This window comes from Paracoccus sphaerophysae (genome assembly GCF_000763805.1).
GTDB classification, from domain to species: Bacteria; Pseudomonadota; Alphaproteobacteria; order Rhodobacterales; family Rhodobacteraceae; genus Paracoccus; species Paracoccus sphaerophysae.
Genome location: NZ_JRKS01000008.1, coordinates 1 through 22,420, shown reverse-complemented (window position 1 = coordinate 22,420; position 22,420 = coordinate 1). Strand labels below are relative to the sequence as shown.

The window sequence follows — 22,420 nt, the reverse complement described above, 5'->3', positions numbered from 1 at the left end:
CCACGCGAGGAGACACCGGCGATGGAAAATTTCAGTCTGCTCATGTCCGGTCTCGGCACCGCGCTGACGCCGTTTCACATCGCGCTGATGGTCGGCGGCGTCCTCTTGGGCCTCGTCGTCGGCGTGCTGCCGGGGCTGGGGGCGCCCAACGGGGTGTCGCTGATGATCCCGCTGACCTTCAGCCTGGACCAGACCTCGGCCATCATCCTGCTGTCGTCGATGTACTGGGGGGCGCTGTTCGGGGGCTCGACCACGTCGATCCTGTTCAACATCCCCGGCGAGCCAAGCTCGGTCGCCACCACCTTCGACGGCTATCCGATCGCCCAGGGCGGCGAGGCGACGCGGGCGCTGACGCTGGCCTTCATGTCGACGGGCTCCGGCGCGCTGCTGGGCGCCGTGGTCATCACCCTGCTGGCCGGATGGGCCGCGAACTTTGCGCTGCGCTTCGGCGCGCCGGAATATTTCGCCGTCTATTTCCTCGCCTTCGCGGCCTTCGTCGGGATGGCAGCAGTGCGCCGCTCAAGACCCTGACCTCGCTGGCGGCCGGGTTGCTGCTGTCGACGGTGGGCATGGACAGCGTGACCGGGGGTGGTGCCGCTGACCTTCGGCTTCAGCGACCTGCTGGGCGGGGTCAGCTTCCTCGTCGTGGTGATCGGTCTGTTCGGGCTGGGAGAGATCCTCGCCACCGTGCAGGAGGGGCTGCGCTTCCGCGGCGTCGCCAGCCGCATCCGCCTGCGCGACGTGCTGGCGACGATCGCCGAGCTGCCGCGCTATTGGGCGACGCTGCTGCGGTCCGGCGCGGTCGGGACGTGGATGGGCATCATCCCCGGAGGCCCCACCGCGGCGTCCTTCATGTCCTAGGGCATCGCCCGGCAGGCGTCGCGCAAGGGCGGCCGCCCCTTCGGCACCGGCCAGCTCGAGGGCATCGTCGCACCCGAAGCCGCCGACCACAGCGCCGGCACCTGCGCGATGCTGCCGATGCTGGCGCTGGGGGTGCCGTCCTCGGCCAACGCCGCGGTGATGATGGGCGGGCTGATGATCTGGGGGCTGACGCCGGGGCCGATGCTGTTCGCGACCAAGCCCGATTTCGTCTGGGGGCTGATCGCGAGCATGGATGTCCCGAACGTGGTGGGCGTGATCCTCGTGCTGGCGACGGTGCCGCTGTTCGCGGCGCTGCTGCGCATCCCCTTCGCCATCATCGGGCCGATCATCGTCGCGATCTGCCTCGTCGGCGCCTATACCGTTTCCGGCAAGGATTTCGACCTGTGGCTGGCGCTGGTCTTCGGGCTGGTCGGCCATCTGCTGACCCGGCTCGACTATCCGCTGGCGCCGCTGATCCTGGCGATGGTGCTGGGCCACAAGGCGGAAAACGCCTTTCACCAGTCGATGATCCTGTCGGACGGGTCGCTGTCGATCTTCTTTTCCAACCCGCTGGTGGCAACGATCGGTCGTCGGACTGGCGCTGATGGTCCTGCCGCGGCTGGGCAGCCTGCGCCGCCGCACCCCGCCCGAGGTCGTCGAATGAACCACCACCGCTATTTCGCCCGCCCCGAAGGCCGGGTCGTCGAAACCTGCATCCTGGGGACCAGCGGGTTCGGGCAGAGCTATCTGGCCCAGGCCGGGCGGGTGCCGGGGCCGTCCTGCCGGATCGCCGTCGATCTGGCTGCCGCCCGCGCCGCCGCGGCGCTGGCCGCCACCGGCGCGGACCCGGCGCATCGCCCTGTGCCGTTTCGCCGCCGGGGCGCAGGTGGTCTGGGACCGCGGCGTGCTGATCGCCGCCGGGGATTTCGCAGATGTCGCCGCCCTGCCCTTCGAGGTGGCCGTCGAGGCGACCGGCGACCCCGAGGCCGGCACCAGCCATGCCTTGCTGGCCATCGCGGCGGGTCACCATGTCGTCATGGTCACCAAGGATACCGACAGCGTGGTCTGCCCGGAACTCAGCCGTCGGGCCGCCGCCCGCGGTCTGGTCGTGACCCCCGCCGATGGCGACCAGCCCAGCCTGCTGATCGGGCTGGTCACCTGGGCCGAGGTGCTGGGCCTGACCATCATCTGCGCCGGCAAGTCCAGCGAGTATGATTTCGTGTCCGACCCCGACACGGGTGCGGTCACGTCGAATGGCCGCACCGTCGCCGCCCTGGGCTGGGCGACTGGCTCGACCCGCGGGAACGCCAGTGGGCCGAGGTCGTGGCGGCGCGGTCGGCGGCCGCGGCCGACCTGCCGCAGCGAGCCGTTCCGGACCTCTGCGAACTCGCGCTGGTGGCCAACGCCACCGCGTTGTCCCCCGACCGGCCGGACCTGCACGCGCCGATCCTGCGCATCCCCGAGATCGGTTGACCCCAGCGCAACCGTTCGGCCCCTCGGCGACGGTGCCGTATTACCTGGCTGCCAGGGCGACCCTGGCGCCTCCCGTCCGCGCCGGGACGACCCTGTCAGGCGCGAACCTGCGGCTGCCCCCGACGGCGCGATGCTGAAGTTGCGGACAGCCGGCGCCTGACCGCCGGAGGTCAGTTCACCGGCGTCGGCGGCCGTTCGCCCTTCAGCACCGCCGCGATGTTGCGGCGCTGCAGGGCGGCCATCTCGGCCCGCGTCTCGACCGTGGCCGACCCGATGTGCGGCAGCAGCAGGACGTTGGGCAGCGTCAGCAGCCGCGCATCGGGGTCCGGCTCGTTCCGCATCACGTCCAGGGCCGCCCCGGCGATCCGGCCCCCCGCCAGCGCCTCGATCAGCGCGTCCTCGTCCACCGTCGAGCCGCGCGAGATGTTGACCAGCACGGCGTCGCGCGGCATCGCCCCGATGACCCCGGCCGAGACCATTCCTTCCGTCTCGCGCCCGCCGACCAGCGCGACGACCAGGAAATCGCTGTGCGCCGCCAGCGCCGCGGGCGTCTCGTGCGCCGTCCAGCCGGGCGGCACGGACTTGGCCGAGCGCGACCAATAGTGGATCGGACAGCCGAAGGCCGCCATGCGATCCGCGATCTCGCGCCCGATGCGGCCAAGCCCGAGGATACCGACCCGCGCCCCCGAGACCTTGCGCCCCAGGGGCAGCGGCCGGCCCCGCGCCCATCCACCCGTCGCGACATGCGCCGCGCCCGCCACGAGGCCGCGCGCGTGCGCCAGGATCAGCGCGACGGCAAGATCGGCGACGTCCTCGGACAGCACGTCCGGGGTGTTCGTCACCACTACGCCACGCGCATCCGCCGCCGCCACGTCGATGGCGTCATACCCCACGCCATAATTCGCGATCACCCGCAGCGCCGGCAGCAGGTCCATCTGCGCCCCGCCCAGCGGCGCGTGGCCCATGTAGGCCAGCGCCTCGACCCCTGCCCGGTCGCGCTGAGGCAGGTCGGCCAGCGCGGCCAGGCCGGGCAGCACGACCGCGCCCAGTTCGTCGACCAGGGCGCGATGGTCGGTCTCGCTGTAGGGGCCGATGGCGAGAGTGCGCGAGGTGCTGTTCATGGGGGGGGCTCCACCTTGGTCTGACGGGCTTGCTGCGGCGTCGGGGCATCCGATCCGCGGTTGACGGACTTGTTAACGATACCATACCTTGAGCCCGTGGCCGGGGAAAGAGCGATGACGATAGTGGACCTCTTCGATCACAGCGGGCGACAGCCGCCCCGCACTGGCGCCCGCCCGGCGGACCGGCGGGCGGCGGGCAATTTGCGGTTCGCCGCCGTCACCGACCGCACCCAAGCAGGAGCCTTGCCATGACCGCGCAGCTTGCGCTGATCGGGGCGGGCGCGATGGGCGGCGCGATCGGGGCGCGGTTCCGCGCGACCGGGCACCTGCTGCGGGTGTTCGACCTCGACTCGGCCCGGGTCGCCACGCTGACGGCGCAGGGCGCGGTCGCCGCTGGCTCGGCGGCCGAGGCCGCCCGGCAGGCACAGGCGGTGATTCTCAGCCTCAACAGCGCCCGGATCGTCGAGGTGGCGGTGTTCGGGCCGGCCGGCGTGGCCGAGGGCGCGGCGGCCGGGACGCTCATCATCGACATGTCGTCGATCGACCCCGCCGCCACCCGCAATCTCGCGCAGCGCGCGGCCGAAGCGGGGCTGGCCTGGGTCGACGCGCCCCTGTCCGGCGGCGCGCCCAAGGCCGCGACCGGCGAGCTGACCCTCATGCTCGGCGGGGCCGACGCCGACGTGGACCGCGCCCGCCTGGTACTGGCCGCCGTCGCCGCGAACATCACCCATATGGGCCCGGCGGGCGCGGGGCAGGCGACCAAGCTCATCAACCAGGTGCTCTGCGGGCTGAACTTCCTGGCCGTGGCCGAGGCGACGGCCCTGGCCGAGGCGGCCGGGATCGCCGCCGAGCGCATCCCCCTGGCGCTGAGGGGCGGGCGCGCCGACAGCGCCATCCTGCAGGAATACATGCCGCGCTTTGCCACCCGCGACTATCGCCGGACCGGGCGGATCGACAACATGGTCAAGGACCTCGACGGCGCCCTGGCCGTGGCCCGCGCGACGACCACGGCGATGCCGCTGACGGCGGTCTGCGCTGAAGTCCACCGGATGCTGACCGCCGCGGGCCTGGGCGGCGAGGACCAGGCCGCGCTGATGGAATATTTCAGGCCCCGCCTGATGCTGGAGAACGACTGATGCTGACCCGCTACGCGATCTTCGAAGGCCGCCTTGTCCCCGGAACCGAACAGGATTTCCGCCGCGTGGTGATCAACCGGTTGGTGCCGATGTGGCGCCAGTTTGCGGGCCAGACCGGCCTGCGGATCACCTTTGGACTGGAACGCGACGAGGGCGCCCCGGAATATCCGTTGATCCTCGCCATCACCTATCCCGACCGGGCCACGATGCTGGCCGCGCTGGACTACCCGGTCCGACTGGAAAGCCGCGCCGCCACGCAGGCCGCGATCGCCGGCCGGTTCGAGGGGCGCATCCACCACCACGTCACCGAGATGCTGGATTTTCCAGCCTGAACCGCTAAGCCCCGCGCAGGAGGGGCACCGAATGAAACCCACGATGAAGGATGTCGCCCGGGCGGCCGGCGTGTCGGTGATGACCGTCTCGCGCGCGTTCCGTCGCGACGCCTCGATCAGCGCGACGACGCGCGACCGGATCCGGGCCGTCGCCGACGAGCTGGGCTATGTGCTGGACAGCGTCGCCTCGAACCTGCGGTCGCAGCGCAGCGGCTTTGTCGCCGTGGTGATCCCGTCGATCAACAACGCCAACTTTGCCGACACCGTTGGGGCGCTGACGACCGAAATCGAGGCCGCCGGGATGGAGGTGCTGCTCGGCCGCTCTAACTATGACATGGCCGAGGAAGAACGCCTGATCGGCCAGCTGCTGCGGCGCCAGCCCGAAGCGCTGGTGGTGACCGGCGGCCGGCATACCGACCGCGCCCGGCAGATGCTGGCGGGCGCCGGCATCCCGGTGGTCGAGACCTGGGACGAGCCGGCCCGCCCGATCGGCCACACGGTCGGGTTTTCCAATGCCGCGGCGGCGGCGATGATGGTCGGGCACCTGGCCGAACGCGGCTATCGCCGGATCGCCTTCATCGGCGGCGACAGCTCGTTCGACACCCGCGGCGCCGACCGCCGGCGCGGCTTCGTCGCGGCGATGGAGGCGCGCGGGCTGGATGCCTCGCGCCTGATCACCGTCGGGCCGCCGCCGGTGTCGATGCGCGAGGGCGCGGCGGCGATGGCGATGTTGCTGGACACCCTGCCCGACACCGAGGCAGTCATGGCGGTAGCCGACCCGGCGGCGTTCGGGGCGATGATGGAATGCGCCCGCCGCGGCATCTCGGTCCCCGGGGACATGGCGATCGCCGGCTTCGGCAATTTCGAGATCGCGGCGGTGGCCGAGCCGTCGCTGACCACCATCGACCCCTTCCCGGCCCGGATCGGGGCCGAGACCGGCGCGCTGATCGTGCGGCGGCTGCGCGACGGCGCGGGCGACGGCCTGGGTGACGGCCTGGGTGACGGGGTCCCGACCCTGATCCGGGTCGAGCCGCAACTGGTCGTCCGCGCCTCGACCGGCGCGGACATCTTCCCCGACGGGGCGATCACTTCGCCGTGGCTTCCTCGATCTGCTTGAGCAGCGCGTCGCCGTTTTCGGCCACGTAGGTGTCCCAGACCGGCCGGATCGCCGCCTGGAAGGCCGCCACGTCGACGTCGCGTATGACCTGCATCCCCTGGCCTTCCAGCTCGGAGATCATCTCTTCCTCCTTGGCCTGGACCAGGCCGCGTTGCATCTTGATGGCCGCAGCCGCGGCCTCGGTGATGGCCGCCTGCTGGTCCGGCGTCAGGCCGTCGAACCTGGCCTTGTTCATCGTCATCCCCAGCGCCGAGTAGGCGTGCTGGGTCAGGCTGAGAAATTTCTGCACCTCGTTGAACTTGAACGACCAGACGATCCCGATCGGGTGGTCCTGGGCGTCCACGACGCCGGTTTCCAGCGCCGTGTACAGCTCGGCCACCGGCAGCTGCTGGGGGTTCGCGCCCAGCAGGTTGAACATGTCGTTCAGCGCCTTGGAGTTGTTGACCCGCATCCGCAGGCCCTTGAGATCGTCGGGCACCCGGATCGGGCCGCGGTTGTTGGTCATGTTGCGATAGCCGTTCTCGCCATAGCCTAGCAGCTTGAGCCCGCTGCCCTCCATCTCGGCGGCGACGGTCGCACCGGGCGCGCCATCCAGCACCTTGTAGGCGATCTCGCGGGTCGGAAAGATGAAGGGCAGCTCGAACGCGCCCGCGTCGGGCACGAGGCCGGTATAGTTGTTCAGACCGACCAGGGTGACGTCGATGATCCCCGACCGGGTGCCGTCGATCATCTGCTGGTCGTTGCCCAGCTGACCGTTCGGAAAGATCTGGACCTTGATCTCGCCGCCGGTCCTTTCCTCGACGATGCGCTTGAATTCCAGCGCGAGGTTCTGCTGCAAGTCGGTTTCCGGCACCGGGTGGGCGAATTTCAGCGTCGTCTCGGCCTGCGCGGCAAGCGCGCCGACGGCGATCAGGGCGGCCAGGCCGGCGCTGCGGAAGAACCTTGTCATCTGTGATGTCTCCTCGGGTTGGATTGCGATTCAGCCGGTGAGGATGTTCAGCGGCACGGTGATGAGCGCCGGGAACAGGATGAAGAGCCCCAGCAGGATCAGATAGGCGGTGACGAAGGGCAGCGTGCCGCGGACGACCTTGGACATCGGCGCCTTGCCGACGCCGCAGACGACGTTCAGCACCGACCCGACCGGCGGGGTGATGAGCCCGATGCAGGAATTGATGATGAACATCAGGCCGAAATAGACCGGGTCGATCCCCGCCATCTTGATGACCGGCAACAGCAGCGGCACCAGGATCAGTACCGAGGGCACCAGGTCCATGACCATGCCGAACAGGAACACCAGGATCATGACGACCAGCATCAGCAGCCGGGGCCGGTCGACCAGCGGCGCCAGCGCGTCGGCCAGCTGCTGGGGCAGCTGCGCGACGGTGATCAGCCAGGCCGCCACCATCGCCGCGCCGACGAGGAACATCACCATCGCCGTCGACCGGCCGGCCGAGATCAGCGTGTCGACCAGCATCCGCGAGGTCATCTCGCGATAGACCAGCATCGACACGGCGATGGCATAGACGGCGGCCACCACCGCGGCTTCGGTCGGGGTGACGATGCCGCTGCGGATGCCGCCCATGATGAGGATCGGCATGATCAGCGCCCAGACCCCGTCCCGCAGCGCGGCGAGCCGTTCGGCGCCGGTCGCGCGCGGGGTGACGGCCAGCGTCTCGTTCCGGGTGACCAGCGACCAGGTGACCATCAGCGCCGCCCCCATCATCAGGCCCGGCACGATGCCGCCGATGAACAGCTTGGCGATCGAGATGTTGCCGGCGACCCCCAGCACGATCAGCGGCAGCGATGGCGGGATGACCGGGGCGATGATCCCGCCGCGGCCAGCACCCCCAGCGAGCGGCCCTCGGGATAGACCGACTGCTTCATCATCGGATAGAGGATGCTGACCAGCGCCGCGGCGTCCGCCACCGCCGATCCCGACAGCCCGGCCAGCAGCGCCGAGGAGAAGATCGTGACATAGCCCAGGCCGCCCTTGCGGTGGCCGAGCAGGCTCGAGGCCAGCCGGACGATACGCCTGGACAGCCCGCCCGACGCCATTACCTCGCCGGCCACCAGGAAAAACGGGATCGCCAGCAGCGGAAAGTTGTCGATCCCGTTGACCAGCGACTGCGCCAGGATGTCGACGCTGAAGGTGTCGAGATGCACCATCAGCGCCAGCGCCGACAAGATCAGCGCGAATGCGACCGGCAGGCCTAGCAGAATCGATCCGATCAGCACGCCCAGAAACAGCGCGAGGGTCATTCGACGGGCCGTTCCGCCCCGTGGCCTCGCGGCGCGGGCGACAGGATCTGCAGCACCGCGACGAGGATCATCAGCACGCCCCCGGTGACCCCGGCGACATAGAACAGCGCCCGCGGCAGCCCCGTGACCTGGCTGATATCGGCCCAGTTCAGCATCATCTGCCGCCAGCAGCCGACGACGAACATGACCAGCAGTCCGATGATGATCGCGCGGGTGACCACCCACAGAACCGGCACGGCGCCGGGCAGCAGCGTTTTGACGACCTCGGTGATCGCAAGATGTTCGTTCGCCCGCAGCGCCAGCGCCGCGCCCAGCATCACGATCCAGACGAAGCCCAGCCGCGACAGCTCGATTGCCGGGCGTACGCCCGAGGCGAAGCCATAGCGCATGACCACGTTGGCAAACACCAGACCGATCATCGCCGCCATCAGCACCGCCATCAGCGCGGCGATCGCCTTCCACACGACAGCCCGGCCGTCAGCCTGCATCGCCATCACCCCCCCCCGACGGATCCGCTGCCGCGAATCTGTTCCTCCGGGGTCGATGGTATCGTTAACATCGGGATCGGTCAACGCGCTGGTGCCCTGTTGGGACCGGCGGCGCTTGCGGGCGGATCGCTGAGAGCACGCACCATCCCGAACCGGCGCGCGGCATGCCCATAAGGCGGTCACCGACCCGATTTTCTGGCGCCGTTCTAGGCAAACCTCGCGCGGCGATGGCGCCCGGACCCGCCGCCGCTAGAGCCTCGCCTCGGACGGCCCTAGTCGCTGGACCCATGACGAGCCAACCGCGAATGCAACGAAGTCATGGCCGGGCCCGGGTCGCGCTGGGACGCGCCGGCATTTCGGACCTGCACCAGCAGGGGTCGGCCAAGGTCTTCTCGACCGCGGGCCGGTCCGCCCCGGCCGAGATCGTCTTCCTCAACACCTCCGGCGGGCTGGCCGGGGGCGACACGCTGTCGCTTGCCGTCGACCTTGCCGAGCGCCACGGCGCCTGCGCCACGACCCAGACCGCCGAGCGGGCCTATCGCTCGAACGCGGGGACGGCCTGGGTCCGCGTCGCGCTGTCTGCCGGGGCGGGCGCGCGGCTGGACTGGCTGCCGCAGGAAACCATTGTCTTCCAGCGCGCCGCGCTTGACCGCGTGACCACCGTGGACCTGGCGGGCGATGCAGAATTCCTGGGGGTCGAGACGATCGTTCTGGGCCGCGCCGCGATGGGCGAGGTGGTGACCCGGCTGCACCTGCACGACCGGCGCGAGATCCGGCGCGACGGCCGGCTGGTCCTGGTCGACATCCTCAGGCTGGACGACGCCGCGCTGGCCGGGGGCGCCGCGCTGCTGGGCGGGGCGCGGGTCGTCTCGACCCTGATCCTCGCCGCGCCGGACGCCGAGGCTGCGCTGGCGCCGGTGCGCGAGGCGCTGGGGCAGCTGCCGGTCGACGGCGCCGCCTCGGCGCGGCCGGGTGCGCTGGTGGTGCGTCTGCGCGGGGCGGACAGCTGGCAGATGCGCGGCGCGATCGCGCGGCTGGTCCTGACCCTGCGGCCCGGCCGCCTGCCCCGCGTCTGGCAGCAATAGGAGCGTGCGATGAACCTGACCCCGCGGGAAAAGGACAAGCTGCTGGTCGCGATGGCCGCGATGGTGGCGCGCAACCGGCTGGCACGAGGGGTGCGGCTGAACCACCCCGAAGCGATCGCCCTGATTGCCGATTTCGTCGTCGAGGGCGCCCGCGACGGGCGCTCGGTGGCAGAGCTGATGGACGCCGGCGGCAAGGTCGTCCGCGCCGAGGACTGCATGCCCGGCATCGCCGCGATGATCGAGACCGTGCAGGTCGAGGCCACCTTTCCCGATGGCACCAAGCTGGTCACCGTCCACCACCCCATCCGCTGAAGGAAAACCCATGTTCCGCAAGACCCTGCTGGTCATGATCGCCGCCCTGACCCCCGCGGCGGCCCTCGCCCATCCGGGCCACGACCCCGGCGGAATCGCCGCGGGGCTGGCGCATCCGCTGGGCGGCGCCGATCACCTGCTGGCGATGATCTCGCTGGGGCTGCTGGCTGCGCAGCGGGGCGGACGCGCGACGTGGGCCCTGCCCGCGGGTTTCGTCGGAGCGATGCTCGCCGGCGGCGCCCTGGGCGCCGCGGGCGTGCCGTTGCCCGCGGTCGAGCCGGCGATCCTCGCCTCGGCCATCGTCATCGGGGCGATGGTCGCCGGGGCGCTGCGCCCGCCGCTGGCCGCTACCTTGGCCGGCGCGGCCCTGTTCGGGCTCGCGCATGGCTGGGCGCACGGGGCCGAGGCGCCGTCGGGCGCGCTGCTGCCCTTCATGGCGGGATTTGCCCTGGCGACCGCCGCGCTGCACGGGGTCGGCATCCTTGCCGGCCACGCAATCCCGGCGATGCTGCTGCGGGGCGCCGGGGCCGCGGCCACGCTGGCCGGGCTGATGCTGGCGGTAGCCGGATGATCCCGGGCGAGATCATCCCCGCCGCGGGGACGCTGACCCTGAACGCGGGGCGCGAGTCCATCGCGCTGATGGTCGCCAATACCGGCGACCGGCCGGTGCAGGTGGGCAGCCATTACCATTTCGCCGAAACCAATCCGGGGCTGGATTTCGACCGCGTCGCCGCCCGTGGCCGGCGGCTGGACATCCCCGCCGGCACCGCGATCCGGTTCGAACCGGGCCAGCGGCGCGAGGTGCGGCTGGTCCCCTTCGCCGGCGCCCGCGCCGTCTGGGGGTTCAACGCGCAGGTGATGGGGGCGCTCGATGCCGGTTGAGATCTTGCGCGCCGATTATGCGGCGATGTTCGGGCCGACCAGCGGAGACCGGGTTCGGCTGGGCGACACCGACCTGCTGATCGAGGTCGAACGCGACCTGACCATCCTGGGCGAAGAGGTCAAGTTCGGCGGCGGCAAGGTGATCCGCGACGGCATGGGCCAGTCGCAGCTGTCCCGGGCCGAGGGCGCGATGGACACCGTCATCACCAACGCGCTGATCCTCGACTGGACCGGCATCATCAAGGCCGACATCGGGCTGCGCGACGGGCGCATCGCGGGGATCGGCAAGGCCGGCAACCCCGACACTCAGCCCGGCGTCACGCTGGTGATCGGTCCGGGGACCGAGATCATTGCCGCCGAGGGCCGCATCCTGACCGCCGGCGGCATCGACTGCCACATCCACTTCATCTGCCCGCAACAGGTTGACGAGGCGCTGGCCTCGGGCATCACCACGATGATCGGCGGCGGCACCGGGCCGGCGCACGGCACGCTGGCCACTACCTGCACGCCCGGCCCGTGGCACATCCGCCGTATGCTGGAAGCCGCCGACGCCCTGCCGATGAACATCGGCCTCGCCGGCAAGGGCAACGCCAGCCGCCCCGCGGCGCTGGACGAGATGGTCCGCGCCGGGGTCTGCGCGCTGAAGCTGCACGAGGATTGGGGCACCACCCCCGCCGCCATCGACTGCTGCCTGACTGTGGCTGACCGCCACGACGTCCAGGTGATGATTCACACCGACACGCTGAACGAAAGCGGATTCGTCGAGAACACCCTCGCCGCCATCGCCGGGCGCACGATCCACGCCTATCACACCGAGGGCGCGGGCGGCGGGCACGCCCCCGACATCATCCGCGTGGTCGGATCGCAGAACGTCATCCCGTCCTCGACCAACCCGACCCGGCCCTACACCGTCAACACGATCGAGGAACATCTCGACATGCTGATGGTGTGCCACCACCTCGACCGCAAGATCCCCGAGGACGTGGCCTTCGCCGAATCCCGCATCCGGCGCGAGACGATCGCGGCCGAGGACATCCTGCACGACCTCGGCGCGTTCTCGATCATCTCGTCGGACAGCCAGGCGATGGGCCGGGTGGGCGAGGTCGTGACCCGGACCTGGCAGACCGCCCACAAGATGAAGACGCAGCGCGGCCGGCTGGAAGGCGAGACGGGCGCGAACGACAACCTGCGCGCGCGCCGCTACGTGGCGAAGTATACCATCAACCCGGCAGTGGCGCACGGCATCAGCGCCCATGTCGGCAGCGTGGAACCCGGCAAGCGGGCCGATCTGGTGCTATGGCATCCGGCGTTCTTTGGCGCCAAGCCCGAGATGGTGCTGATCGGCGGCCAGATCGCGGCGGCGCAGATGGGCGACGCCAACGCCTCGATCCCGACGCCGCAGCCGATGGCGATGCGGCCGATGTTCGGCGCGCTGGGGCCGGCGCGCCACGCCGCGGCCGTCAGCTTCGTCAGCCGCGCTGGGGTCGAGGCCGGCGCGTGCGACGGGCTGGGCAAGGCCGCCGTCGCCGTCGAGGGCACCCGCGGCATCGGCAAGTCCGACATGCGGCTGAACGACGCCACGCCCCGGATCGAGGTCGATCCCGAAACCTACGAGGTGCGCGCCGATGGCCAGCTGCTGACCTGCGAGCCTGCGGCCGAACTGCCGCTGGCGCAGCGCTATTTCCTGTTCTGACCCAAGGAGGTTATCATGCTGCCTGCTTACGACGACAGTCTTGGCACCGCGGTCGCGACGGCACCTGCGGGGCACGGCCGCAAGATCGTCGGCCGGGTGGTCCTGGACCACGACTCGCGCTGCCTGCGCCGCAGGCGGCTGATGACCGAGGGCGGCGCATCGTTCATGGTCGACCTGCCGCAGGCGGTCTCGCTGGACGGCGGCGACGCGCTGGTGCTGCAGGACGGCTGCGCGGTCGAGATCGCCGCCGCGCGCGAGCCGGTGCTGCGGATCGAGGGCGACCTGCCCCGCCTCGCCTGGCACATCGGCAACCGTCACTGTCCCTGCGAAATCCACGCCGATCACCTGGTGATCCGCGCCGATCACGTGCTGGAAGCGATGCTGGCGCAGCTGGGCGCGCGGGTGACGCGCAGCCTGGCGCCCTTTCGCCCCGAGGGCGGGGCTTACGGTCATGGACGCACCTTCGGCCACACCCACTGACCGCGCCGCCGCCCGGCTGCTGGCCGTGCAGATGCTGTCACCGGCCTTTCCGACCGGAGGCTTCGCCTATGCGCAGGGGCTGGAATGGGCGATGTCGCAGGGCGTCGTCGCGGACGGTGCGGCGCTGGCCGAATGGCTGCGCGACCTGCTTGCGCACGGTGCGCTGTGGTCCGACGCGGTGCTGCTGTCGCTGGCCCTGCGCCGGGACGCCGATCCCGCGGCGCTGGACGACCTCGCGCGGGCGCTGTGCCAGTCGGCCGAGCGGCTGACCGAGACGGTGGAACAGGGGGCGGCCTTTGCCCGCACCGCCGCGGCGCTGTGCGGCGCCCCGTCCCTGCCCGCCGCCCTGCCCGCCACCCTGCCCGCCACCCTGCCCGTCGCGGTCGGGCGGGCGCTGGGGCCGCTGCCGCTGCCTCCGGCCGAGTTGATCGCGCTGTTTCTGCACGGGCAGGCGCTGAACCTGGTCCTGGCCGCGGTGCGCTTCATGCCGCTGGGCCAGACCCAGGGCCAGACGGTGCTGGCACGGCTGGCACCCGATATCCTGCGCGCCGCGGACCGCGCCGCGGTCGCCACCGACGCCGACCTCGGCGGCTGCGCGATCGGTGCCGACATCGCCCAGATGCGCCACGAAACCATGCAGACCCGGATCTTCCGCAGCTGAAGGAGACGACCATGAGCAACGGACCCCTGCGCGTCGGCATCGGCGGCCCGGTCGGCGCCGGCAAGACAACGCTGACCATCGAGCTTGCCCGCCGCCTGGCCCCGCGCCTGTCGATGGCGGTCATCACCAACGACATCTACACGCGCGAGGATGCAGAGGCGCTCATGCGCGCGCAGGTGCTGCCCCTGGACCGGGTGCGCGGGGTCGAGACCGGCGGCTGCCCGCATACCGCGATCCGCGAGGATGCCTCGATCAACCTGGCCGCCATCGCCGATCTGACCGCGGCCATCCCCGACCTGGACCTGATCCTGATCGAATCCGGTGGCGACAACCTGGCCGCCACGTTTTCGCCGGAACTGGCCGACCTCACGATCTATGTGATCGACACGGCCGCGGGCCAGGACATCCCGCGCAAGCGCGGGCCGGGGCTGGCGCGGTCGGACCTGCTTGTGGTCAACAAGACCGACCTGGCCCCGCATGTGGGCGTCGATGCGACGCTACTGGAAACCGATGCCCGCGCCGCGCGCGGCGGGCGCCCGGTGGTGATGGCAGCGCTGCGCCACGGGCGGGGCGTGGACGAGGTGACGCGGTTCATCCTCGACGCCGGGGGGCTGCGTCCCCGGGCCGAAACCGAAGCTGCCTCATAAACGGGCGCTCTGCCTTGTCCGAGACGCCGGATGCGCCGGTTGCCCGATCCGGGGGCAAAGTTGCGGCGCAGGCGGTTGCCCGGTCAGGTTGCGCTTGCTTTTCTGCAGGTGCGAACGGCCGATGCGGGCCGGAAGTGTGCGGCGATCCGGGGTCTGGACAACACGGGACCGCCGCACGGGTGCAACGATGCTGCCGCGCCATTCTGTCACCGCCGCCCCCTGCGGGCAAGCGGGCCGATGCGGCGCGGCCAGAGGGAATGACGATGAGGAAACTGAACTTCACCGTGGCCGGCGCCGCGCTGTGCTTGGCCATGGCCGGCACCGCCTGGGCGCAGGACGGCGACACGATCAAGATCGGCGTGCTGCATTCGCTGTCCGGCACGATGGCGATTTCGGAAACCACGCTCAAGGACACGGTCCTGATGATGGTGGACCAGCAGAACGCCAAGGGCGGGCTTTTGGGCAAGAAGATCGAGGCGGTGGTCGTCGACCCCGCCTCGGACTGGCCGCTGTTCGCCGAAAAGGCGCGCGAGCTGATCTCGGTCCAGGGGGTGGACGCGATCTTCGGCTGCTGGACCAGCGTCAGCCGCAAGTCGGTGCTGCCGGTGGTCGAGGAGCTGAACGGGCTGCTGTTCTATCCGGTCCAGTACGAGGGCGAGGAGTCGTCGAAGAACGTCATCTACACCGGCGCCGCGCCGAACCAGCAGGCGATCCCGGCGGTCGACTACATGGCCGGCGAACTGGGCGTCGAGAAATGGGCGCTGCTGGGGACGGACTATGTCTACCCGCGCACCACGAACACGATCCTGGAAAGCTATCTCAAGGGCAAGGGCGTGGCGCAGGGCGACATCTTCGTCAACTACACCCCCTTCGGCCATTCCGACTGGTCCAAGATCGTGGCCGACGTTGTCGCGCTCGGCAAGGACGGCAAGAAGGTCGGGGTCGTCTCGACCATCAACGGCGACGCCAATGTGGGCTTCTACAAGGAACTCGCCGCGGCCGGCGTGTCGGCGGACGACATCCCGGTCATGGCCTTCTCGGTCGGCGAAGAGGAGCTGTCGGGTCTGGATACGGCGAACCTCGTCGGCCACCTGGCCGCCTGGAACTATTTCGAAAGCGCCGACACGCCCGAAAACAAGGCCTTCATCGAGAGCTGGCACAAATTCACCGGCAATGCCGAACGGGTGACGAACGACCCGATGGAGGCGACGATGATCGGCTTCAACGCCTGGGTGCAGGCGGTGGAAAAGGCCGGCACCACCGACACCGATCCGGTGCTGAAGGCGATCGTCGGCGTCGAGGTGCCGAACCTGACCGGCAGCATGGCTAAGGTGCTGCCCAACCACCACCTGACCAAGCCGGTGCTGATCGGCGAGATCCGGGATGACGGCCAGTTCGACATCGTCAGCCAGACCGACCCGGTGCCGGGCGACGCATGGACCGACTTCCTGCCCGACTCGGCCAAGCTCGACGCCGACTGGCCGGGCAAGGAATGCGGGATGTGGAACACCGAAACCAATGCCTGCGTGCAGGTCCAGTCGAACTATTGACCTCCTCCCCCGGGGCGGCGGCGTGCGCGCCGCCGTCCTCGCCCGACAGGACCCGTGCGATGCGCCGACTTCTTACTCTTCTTCTGACGCTGCTGCTGGCAGGCCCGCTGGCCGCGCAGGACCTTGGCACCGTGCTGGCCACCCACCACGCCGAGATCACCCAACCCTCGCGCCAGACCATCGGCCCGGTCATCGAGGCGGTGGCGAAGGCAGGCGGGGCCGAGGTGCTGGCGGCCTGGGCCGAACGAAGGCTGGGGGTGGCCGACGACGGCCGCCTGGCGATCGTGCACGAGGGCGGCGCAGAGGATGCCCTGACCGGCGCGCCGGTCGCCGGCAAGGTCAAGACGCTGCGACCCAATTCCGGGGTGCGCAGCCTGATCGCCGCGGCGCTGGTGCCGGCGCAGCTGGGCGACCCGGACCCCGCGACGCGCGCCGCCGCGCTGGACGCCATCGCGCGGGCCCCGGATGCCGGCCAGCTGGCGGCGCTGCGCGATGCGCCCGCTGACCCCGATCCGGCCCTGGCCGCCCGCCGCGACCGTCTGCAGCGCCTGCTGGCGATCCGCTTCGATCCCGACCCCGCGGCCCGGACCGCCGCCATCGACAGCTTCGGCACCGATACCGGCGCCGATTTCCAGGCCGCGCTGAACCCGCTGTTGGCTACAAGCCGCGTGGCGGGCCCTGCCCTGCCCGCCGACGCCAACATCGCCCGTGAGCTGACCCCGGGCACGGACGACCTGCCCGCAGCGGATGCCTATCGGCTGCTGGTCGAGGCCGGGCTGGTCCCGGCGCGGCTGACCGATGCCGAACAGCGGGCGGCGCTGACGGCGCACGCTAAGAACGGCGCGGTCGGCGGGGTGCCGGTCGCCGAGCTGTCCGACCCGGCCCGCCGCGATGCGGCCTATGACGCGCTGGCCGCGCAGGGGCTCGTGCCCGCCGCCGCCACCGCGGCCGAGGCCGACGCGGCGCTGGCCGCGCACCGCTTTGCCGACATCTACGCTGAGCCTGACCCCGCGGTGACCGATGCCGCGCGCGGCGCGCTGCGCGCGATGGCCCTGCGCGAGGGCGCGGCGCGGACGGCGGACATGGCGCTGGACGCGATCTCGCTGGCGTCGATCTATTTCCTCGCCGCCATCGGGCTGGCCATCACCTTCGGGGTGATGGGGGTCATCAACATGGCGCATGGCGAATTCATCATGATGGGCGCCTATACCGGCTATGTCGTGCAGACGCTGATCGCGAACCGCACCCTGTCGCTGATCGTGGCCCTGCCGGCGGCATTCCTCGTCACCGCCCTAGCCGGCGTGGTGCTGTATCGGCTGGTCATCCGCCGGCTGGCGCGCCGGCCGCTGGAAACCCTGCTGGCGACCTTCGGCGTGTCGATCGCGCTGCAGCAGATCGCCAAAAACATCTTCGGCACCCAGGCCCGCCCGCTGACCGCCCCCGCCTGGCTGGAAGGGTCGGTCGGCTGGGGCGAGGCGATCTCGATTTCGACCATCCGGGTGGCGATCCTGGTGCTGGCGCTGCTGTTCCTGGCGCTGTTCCTGGTGGTGATGAACCGCACCCGCCTGGGGCTTCAGGTCCGCGCGGTGATGCAGAACCCCGGCATGGCCGCGTCGATGGGGATCAGCCCCGAACGCATCGCCATGCTAACCTTTGGCCTCGGCTCGGGCATCGCCGGCATCGCCGGGGTCGCGATCGGGCTGTTCGCCAAGGTCACCTCCGAGCTGGGCAACGACTATATCGTGCAAAGCTTCATGACCGTCGTCGTGGGGGGCGTCGGCAACATCTGGGGGACGCTCGCCGGCGCCGCGCTGATCGGCGGGCTGCAGAAGGGCATCGAGGTCCTGAACCCCGGCAACACGCTGGCCGCGCAGACCTTCATGATCCTGTTCATCATCGTCTTCATCCAGTTCCGGCCGCGCGGGATCATCCCGCAGCGCGGCCGGGCCGCGGCAGCCTGAGGAGGGACGTCCGACATGCTCATCCGCAGACACCCTGCCCTGCTGACCGCGCTGGCGATCCTCGCGCTGTTCACCCTGACAGTCACCCTGATGTCCGAGGCATATGGCAGCGGCGCGCTGGCCACCTCGACCGTCAAGCTGCTGGGCAAGACGCTGTGCCTGGCGCTGGCGGCGCTGGCGATGGACCTCGTCTGGGGCTATGCCGGGATCCTGTCGCTGGGCCACATGGCGTTCTTTGCCCTGGGCGGCTACATGATCGGCCAGTGGCTGATGTATGCCCGCACGGCCGAGATCGTCGGCCGCACCCTGGCGGCCGCGCCGATCCCGCCGACCCCGGCCGAGCTGCGCGACGGGATCGCGGGGCAGATCTTCGGCGTGGTCGGCTCGGCCGACCTGCCCTGGAGCTGGAGCCTCGCCGGGTCGTTGCCGGCGCAGCTGGTGCTGGTGCTGGCGGTGCCCGGTCTGCTGGCCCTGGGCTTCGGCTGGCTGGCGTTCCGGTCGCGGGTCAACGGCGTCTACCTGTCGATCCTGACCCAGGCGATGACGCTCGCGCTCGCGCTGTGGCTGTTCCAGAACGACGCCGGGTTCCGGGGCAACAACGGGCTGTCGGGACTGCAGAACATTCCCGGCCAGGCCCATGTCCCGCAATCGGTGATTGCCGTCCGCTTCCTGTGGGGTTCGGCCTTTGCGCTGGCCTGCGGGTTCCTGCTGGCGACCTGGATCACCGGCGGCAAGTTCGGCAGCGTGATCCGGGCGATCCGCGACGATGAGACGCGGGTACGGTTCCTGGGATATCCGGTCGAGACCTTCAAGCTGGCTGTCTTTACCCTGTCGGCGATGATCTGCGCCGTCGCGGGGGCGCTGTACTACCCGCAGGCCGGGATCATCAACCCGGCCGAGATGATGCCCATCGCTTCGATCTACCTGGCCGTCTGGGTGGCGATCGGCGGGCGTGGGCGGATCTATGGCGCGGTAATCGGCGCCATTGCCGTGTCGCTGCTGTCGAGCTGGTTCACCGGCGGGCGCGCGCCCGATCTGCGGCTCGGCGGATACACCGTCCACTGGGTGGACTGGTGGCAGGTGCTGCTGGGCCTCGGCTTCGTGGCCGTGACACTGTTTGTGCCGCGCGGCCTGTCGTCGATCTGGGACGCGACCGCCGGCCTGCGCCATCCGGCGCGCCGGGGCGCCGATCTTGGCCCCGATGCGGGCGCGCTGCAGGAACGGGAGGCCGAGGCATGACCGCCTTGCTGGAAGTATCGGGGGTGTCCAAGAGCTTTGACGGGTTCCGGGCGATCAACGACCTGTCCTTTGCCATCGGCCAGGCCGAATTGCGCGCAATCATCGGGCCGAACGGGGCCGGCAAGACCACTTTCATGGACATCGTGACCGGCAAGACCCGGCCCGATTCCGGCGACGTGCTGTGGGGCGAGCGATCCGTCTCGCTGGTCCGCATGTCCGAGGCGCGGATCGCCCGCGAGGGCATCGGCCGCAAGTTCCAGCGCCCGACCGTGTTCGAGGACCAGACCATCGCCGAGAACCTGACGCTGGCGCTGCGCTCGGCGCGCGGGCCGCTGTCGGTGCTGCGCTGGCGGCCCAGCCGGGCCAGCCGGGCCCGGGTCGCCGATCTCGCGGCCGAGGTCAATCTGGGCGGCGCGCTGCACCGCAAGGCCGGCGAACTGAGCCACGGGCAAAAGCAGTGGCTGGAGATCGGGATGCTGCTCGCCTCGGAACCGCGGCTGCTGCTGGTCGACGAACCGGCCGCCGGCATGACCCTGGCCGAACGCGAGGCGACCACGGCGCTGCTGCGCCGCCTGGCCGAGACGCGCGCCGTGGTGGTGGTCGAACATGACATGGATTTCGTCCGCCGCCTGAACTGCAAGGTGACGGTGCTGCATCAGGGCGCCGTCCTGGCCGAAGGCTCGCTGGACCACGTGTCGGCGAACCCGCAGGTGATCGAGGTCTATCTGGGACGCTGAGCGATGATCGAAGCCGAGAACGTGACACTTCATTACGGCGGAAGCCAAGTCCTGCACGGGGTCTCGCTGGCCGCGGCGCCGGGACAGGTGACCTGCGTGATGGGCAATAACGGGGTCGGAAAGACCTCGCTGATGAACCTGCTGGCCGGCCGGCACCCGCGGTCCGGGGGCGACTTGCGGCTGATGGGCGACCGGCTGGGGCGGGTGACGGCGCAGGAGATGGCCCGCCGCGGCGTCGGCTACGTGCCGCAGGGCCGCGCGATCTTTCCCATGCTGACGGTGCGCGAGAACCTGGAAACCGGCTTTGGCTGCCTGCCGCGCGGCCAGCGCAACGTGCCGGATGCGATCTATGACAGCTTCCCGGTGCTGGCCGAAATGGCCCAGCGCCGCGGTGGCGACCTGTCCGGCGGGCAGCAGCAGCAACTGGCCATCGCCCGCGCGCTGGTGATCCGGCCCAAGGTGCTGCTGATGGACGAGCCGACCGAGGGCATCCAGCCCAACATCATCGCCGCCATCGGCCGCGTCATCGCCGCCTTGCGCGACACCGGCGACATGGCGATCGTCCTGGTCGAACAGTATTTCGACTTCGCCTGGGAGCTTTGCGACACGCTGACTCTGCTGAACCGCGGCAGCACCGTCCTGTCGGGGACGAAAGCGTCGCTGGATCGGGATGTCGTCCGGGACCGCCTCGCGACGATCGGCTAAGCCGGACCGGTTGCGCCAGCGGGGGCGGCCGGGTTGCCGGCGAGACCGCCGGCACTCCCCCCCCCCGGCGCAGGATCAGGCCACGAACCTCCCCGCGCCCTGCGCCGGATCCACGGCCATCGAAAACCCGGGCACCCATTTGTGCAGCGTCCGGCCGGGCACCAGCATCGAGGGCTCGCCCCACTCTGTCCGCAGCGCGCCGCCGCCGACGGGGTAGAACGGCGGCCCCTCGGGGGGATCGCCCTTCTGGTTGCGATAGAACGCATAGTTCAGCGTGAACGGCTTTGCCGGCGTCTCGTCGAGGGTGATGGTGACGGTCGAGTCCGAGCTCACCTCGGCCCCGGCGATGCCGACCCCGGAGGGGACATGAAAGCCATGGGCGCCGATCGCCCGGGCGTCGGCGTCGATCCGCAGCGGCTCGGGCGTGTCGAAGTCGACATGCAGAAGCCCGCCCTCCAGCCGCCAGCCGGTGGGCATCGGCGTCAGCCACGGCTCGCCCGCGTCCAGCTGCGCGATGATCCGTCCGCACAGTTCGCCGATCAGGGCCTTGCCCTCGGCGCCGTAATGGATGTGGTCTGCCAGCGGATAGGGATACAGCGGCCCGGCAAAGATCAGCGTCGGGTCATCGGCCAGCGCCATCAGGATCCCGCGCCGCGACTGCCAGGCGTTGCCGTCCCCCCTGGGCGAAGTGCCGGCGGGCTGGGTCAGGATCCAGCGCGGGGTGAGCCCCTGTTCGGCAAGCCGCTGCGTGATCTCGGCGCGGGCCTCGCGGAACTGCGCGACATAGGCCTCGGCCGGGGTCGAGCGGTCGGCCTCGCCATGCAGGAACAGGATGTCGCAGCGGTCCGGGCGGACGCCGGTCTGGGCGCCGAGGTGGTCGGCAAGCTCGACGGCATCCTCGACCAGCCCGGTGACGATGGGCGAGATGCTGCCATCTGCCAGGCGGTAGATGCCCGAGACACCCTCGCGGTCCGGCAGCGACACGAACCGCAGCCCCCCCTTGCTGGCGGCGCGCACGCCGGTCAGCGGGGCGTTCGTCAGCGCCGAGGCGACGGCACCGGCAGACAGCAGCAAGGCGGTGCCCTTCGCTTCGTGATAGGTCGCCGGCAGCACGCGTGGCGCCCCCTCGTCCGCCACGCGCTTTCCGTCGATGGTGAATTCGGCGATGCGATTTTTGTGCAGCCTGCCATTCGGTGCATATGCGCGCCCGCGCACCCCCAGACCCGAGGTCAGGGTGATTACGGACATATTGGACAAAAGTTCGGAATCAAGCCGCGGCTTGGAGATATAACGGTCGGCATTCGACTGGCCATAGGCCATGATCAACAACGGAACCATCCGTGCGTCCTGCGATGAAGAAGCCGCGCCGCGCCTCGACGCCGTGGTCACTTCTCGCTATCGCGCCGGAAACTCTGCGGCAAGGGGGTCGATCCCGTTCCGCGAACGGGAGATTGAGATTCGCGCGCTTAGACTGTAAGTGCCGTTCCGGGCCGAGCGTTTCGGCGAGCCGTTCTCAGGGAGCCTTCCGATGTCCTTCCGCGACGACCTGATCGCGGCGTTGTTGCGCAACTCAGCTAGCGGCGTGAGCTGCCCCTTTCCCCGCTGAACTCAGCTGACGCGAACGATCTCGGCGGTGCCGAGGGCGGAGAAGCGGTTCATGAGAGCAATGCGGATGTGGATC

Annotated in this window: 21 protein-coding genes and 2 pseudogenes; 18 read left to right on the top strand and 5 right to left on the bottom strand. The window is 70.4% G+C overall.

The features are described from left to right. The first annotated feature begins 21 nt into the window (after nucleotides 1-21). Nucleotides 22-2,076: pseudogene (locus IC63_RS18685) on the top strand (tripartite tricarboxylate transporter permease). A 108-nt stretch (nucleotides 2,077-2,184) separates the two neighbouring features. After that, the gene (locus tag IC63_RS17880; RefSeq protein WP_156965347.1) at nucleotides 2,185-2,334 is read left to right on the top strand and encodes a hypothetical protein; all 150 of its coding nucleotides are present in this window, start codon (nucleotides 2,185-2,187) and stop codon (nucleotides 2,332-2,334) included. 170 nt (nucleotides 2,335-2,504) lie between these two features. Here IC63_RS17880 and IC63_RS04215 read toward each other — a convergent pair whose 3' ends face one another. Next, nucleotides 2,505-3,455, bottom strand: a complete 951-nt coding sequence (locus tag IC63_RS04215; RefSeq protein ID WP_036717196.1) for an NAD(P)-dependent oxidoreductase — start codon at nucleotides 3,453-3,455, stop codon at nucleotides 2,505-2,507. Nucleotides 3,456-3,703: 248 nt separating this feature from the next. Here IC63_RS04215 and IC63_RS04210 point away from each other — a divergent pair, with 248 nt between their 5' ends. The 3 genes from IC63_RS04210 to IC63_RS04200 are packed head-to-tail and all read left to right on the top strand — an operon-like array spanning nucleotide 3,704 to nucleotide 6,040. Beyond that, nucleotides 3,704-4,591, top strand: coding sequence for an NAD(P)-dependent oxidoreductase (locus IC63_RS04210; protein WP_036717194.1), 888 nt, complete (start codon nucleotides 3,704-3,706; stop codon nucleotides 4,589-4,591). Next, complete coding sequence (locus IC63_RS04205) at nucleotides 4,591-4,923, top strand: hypothetical protein (protein WP_036717192.1); 333 nt, start codon at nucleotides 4,591-4,593, stop codon at nucleotides 4,921-4,923. Before IC63_RS04210 ends, IC63_RS04205 begins: the two co-directional genes overlap by 1 nt. Before the next feature lie 31 nt (nucleotides 4,924-4,954). Continuing rightward, nucleotides 4,955-6,040 (top strand): LacI family DNA-binding transcriptional regulator, encoded by a 1,086-nt coding sequence (locus tag IC63_RS04200; protein ID WP_198026239.1) that lies wholly within the window; start codon nucleotides 4,955-4,957, stop codon nucleotides 6,038-6,040. On the opposite strand, the gene IC63_RS04195 is transcribed toward IC63_RS04200, so the two are convergent. The 3 genes and pseudogenes from IC63_RS04195 to IC63_RS04185 all read right to left on the bottom strand — a co-directional run bounded on the left by IC63_RS04195 (nucleotide 6,009) and on the right by IC63_RS04185 (nucleotide 8,793). Continuing rightward, on the bottom strand, nucleotides 6,009-6,989 hold the full coding sequence (locus tag IC63_RS04195) for a DctP family TRAP transporter solute-binding subunit (RefSeq protein ID WP_036717191.1): 981 nt from the start codon (nucleotides 6,987-6,989) through the stop codon (nucleotides 6,009-6,011). The two genes, IC63_RS04200 and IC63_RS04195, sit on opposite strands and share 32 nt — an antisense overlap. 30 nt (nucleotides 6,990-7,019) lie before the next feature. Then, a pseudogene (locus IC63_RS04190) lies at nucleotides 7,020-8,264 on the bottom strand (TRAP transporter large permease); the annotation flags it as partial. A gap of 31 nt (nucleotides 8,265-8,295) precedes the next feature. Then, on the bottom strand, nucleotides 8,296-8,793 hold the full coding sequence (locus IC63_RS04185) for a TRAP transporter small permease (protein WP_232222506.1): 498 nt from the start codon (nucleotides 8,791-8,793) through the stop codon (nucleotides 8,296-8,298). A gap of 299 nt (nucleotides 8,794-9,092) precedes the next feature. Between IC63_RS04185 and IC63_RS04180 the strand changes: the two genes are divergently transcribed. The 13 genes from IC63_RS04180 to urtE all read left to right on the top strand — a co-directional run bounded on the left by IC63_RS04180 (nucleotide 9,093) and on the right by urtE (nucleotide 20,739). Continuing rightward, complete coding sequence (locus tag IC63_RS04180; RefSeq protein ID WP_232222505.1) at nucleotides 9,093-9,872, top strand: urease accessory protein UreD; 780 nt, start codon at nucleotides 9,093-9,095, stop codon at nucleotides 9,870-9,872. 9 nt (nucleotides 9,873-9,881) lie between these two features. Continuing rightward, entirely contained in the window at nucleotides 9,882-10,184 is a 303-nt protein-coding gene (locus IC63_RS04175; protein WP_036717186.1) for an urease subunit gamma, read from the top strand. A gap of 10 nt (nucleotides 10,185-10,194) precedes the next feature. Further along, nucleotides 10,195-10,755, top strand: coding sequence for a HupE/UreJ family protein (locus IC63_RS04170; protein WP_052041861.1), 561 nt, complete (start codon nucleotides 10,195-10,197; stop codon nucleotides 10,753-10,755). Beyond that, the gene (locus tag IC63_RS04165; RefSeq protein WP_036717185.1) at nucleotides 10,752-11,066 is read left to right on the top strand and encodes an urease subunit beta; all 315 of its coding nucleotides are present in this window, start codon (nucleotides 10,752-10,754) and stop codon (nucleotides 11,064-11,066) included. Before IC63_RS04170 ends, IC63_RS04165 begins: the two co-directional genes overlap by 4 nt. Continuing rightward, nucleotides 11,056-12,759, top strand: coding sequence for an urease subunit alpha (ureC, locus tag IC63_RS04160; protein ID WP_036717183.1), 1,704 nt, complete (start codon nucleotides 11,056-11,058; stop codon nucleotides 12,757-12,759). Before IC63_RS04165 ends, ureC begins: the two co-directional genes overlap by 11 nt. Before the next feature lie 15 nt (nucleotides 12,760-12,774). After that, nucleotides 12,775-13,239 (top strand): urease accessory protein UreE, encoded by a 465-nt coding sequence (locus tag IC63_RS04155; RefSeq protein ID WP_036717181.1) that lies wholly within the window; start codon nucleotides 12,775-12,777, stop codon nucleotides 13,237-13,239. Further along, complete coding sequence (locus IC63_RS04150) at nucleotides 13,211-13,900, top strand: urease accessory protein UreF (protein WP_036717180.1); 690 nt, start codon at nucleotides 13,211-13,213, stop codon at nucleotides 13,898-13,900. The genes IC63_RS04155 and IC63_RS04150 overlap by 29 nt, the downstream gene beginning before the upstream one ends. An 11-nt stretch (nucleotides 13,901-13,911) precedes the next feature. Continuing rightward, nucleotides 13,912-14,547 carry an urease accessory protein UreG gene (gene ureG, locus IC63_RS04145; RefSeq protein ID WP_036717178.1) on the top strand — a complete coding sequence of 212 codons (636 nt, stop codon included), beginning with the start codon at nucleotides 13,912-13,914 and terminating at the stop codon, nucleotides 14,545-14,547. 263 nt (nucleotides 14,548-14,810) lie between these two features. Beyond that, a complete protein-coding gene (gene urtA / locus IC63_RS04140) occupies nucleotides 14,811-16,097 on the top strand; it encodes an urea ABC transporter substrate-binding protein (protein ID WP_036717258.1) in 1,287 nt (428 codons plus the stop codon). Between the two features lie 59 nt (nucleotides 16,098-16,156). Further along, a complete protein-coding gene (urtB, locus tag IC63_RS04135) occupies nucleotides 16,157-18,058 on the top strand; it encodes an urea ABC transporter permease subunit UrtB (RefSeq protein ID WP_036717177.1) in 1,902 nt (633 codons plus the stop codon). 15 nt (nucleotides 18,059-18,073) lie between these two features. Next, complete coding sequence (gene urtC, locus IC63_RS04130; protein WP_036717176.1) at nucleotides 18,074-19,297, top strand: urea ABC transporter permease subunit UrtC; 1,224 nt, start codon at nucleotides 18,074-18,076, stop codon at nucleotides 19,295-19,297. After that, nucleotides 19,294-20,034 (top strand): urea ABC transporter ATP-binding protein UrtD, encoded by a 741-nt coding sequence (urtD, locus tag IC63_RS04125; protein WP_036717175.1) that lies wholly within the window; start codon nucleotides 19,294-19,296, stop codon nucleotides 20,032-20,034. Before urtC ends, urtD begins: the two co-directional genes overlap by 4 nt. A gap of 3 nt (nucleotides 20,035-20,037) precedes the next feature. After that, a complete protein-coding gene (gene urtE / locus IC63_RS04120; RefSeq protein WP_036717173.1) occupies nucleotides 20,038-20,739 on the top strand; it encodes an urea ABC transporter ATP-binding subunit UrtE in 702 nt (233 codons plus the stop codon). A 75-nt stretch (nucleotides 20,740-20,814) separates the two neighbouring features. On the opposite strand, the gene IC63_RS04115 is transcribed toward urtE, so the two are convergent. Continuing rightward, nucleotides 20,815-22,077, bottom strand: coding sequence for a hypothetical protein (locus IC63_RS04115; RefSeq protein ID WP_156965346.1), 1,263 nt, complete (start codon nucleotides 22,075-22,077; stop codon nucleotides 20,815-20,817). Nucleotides 22,078-22,420 lie beyond the last annotated feature (343 nt).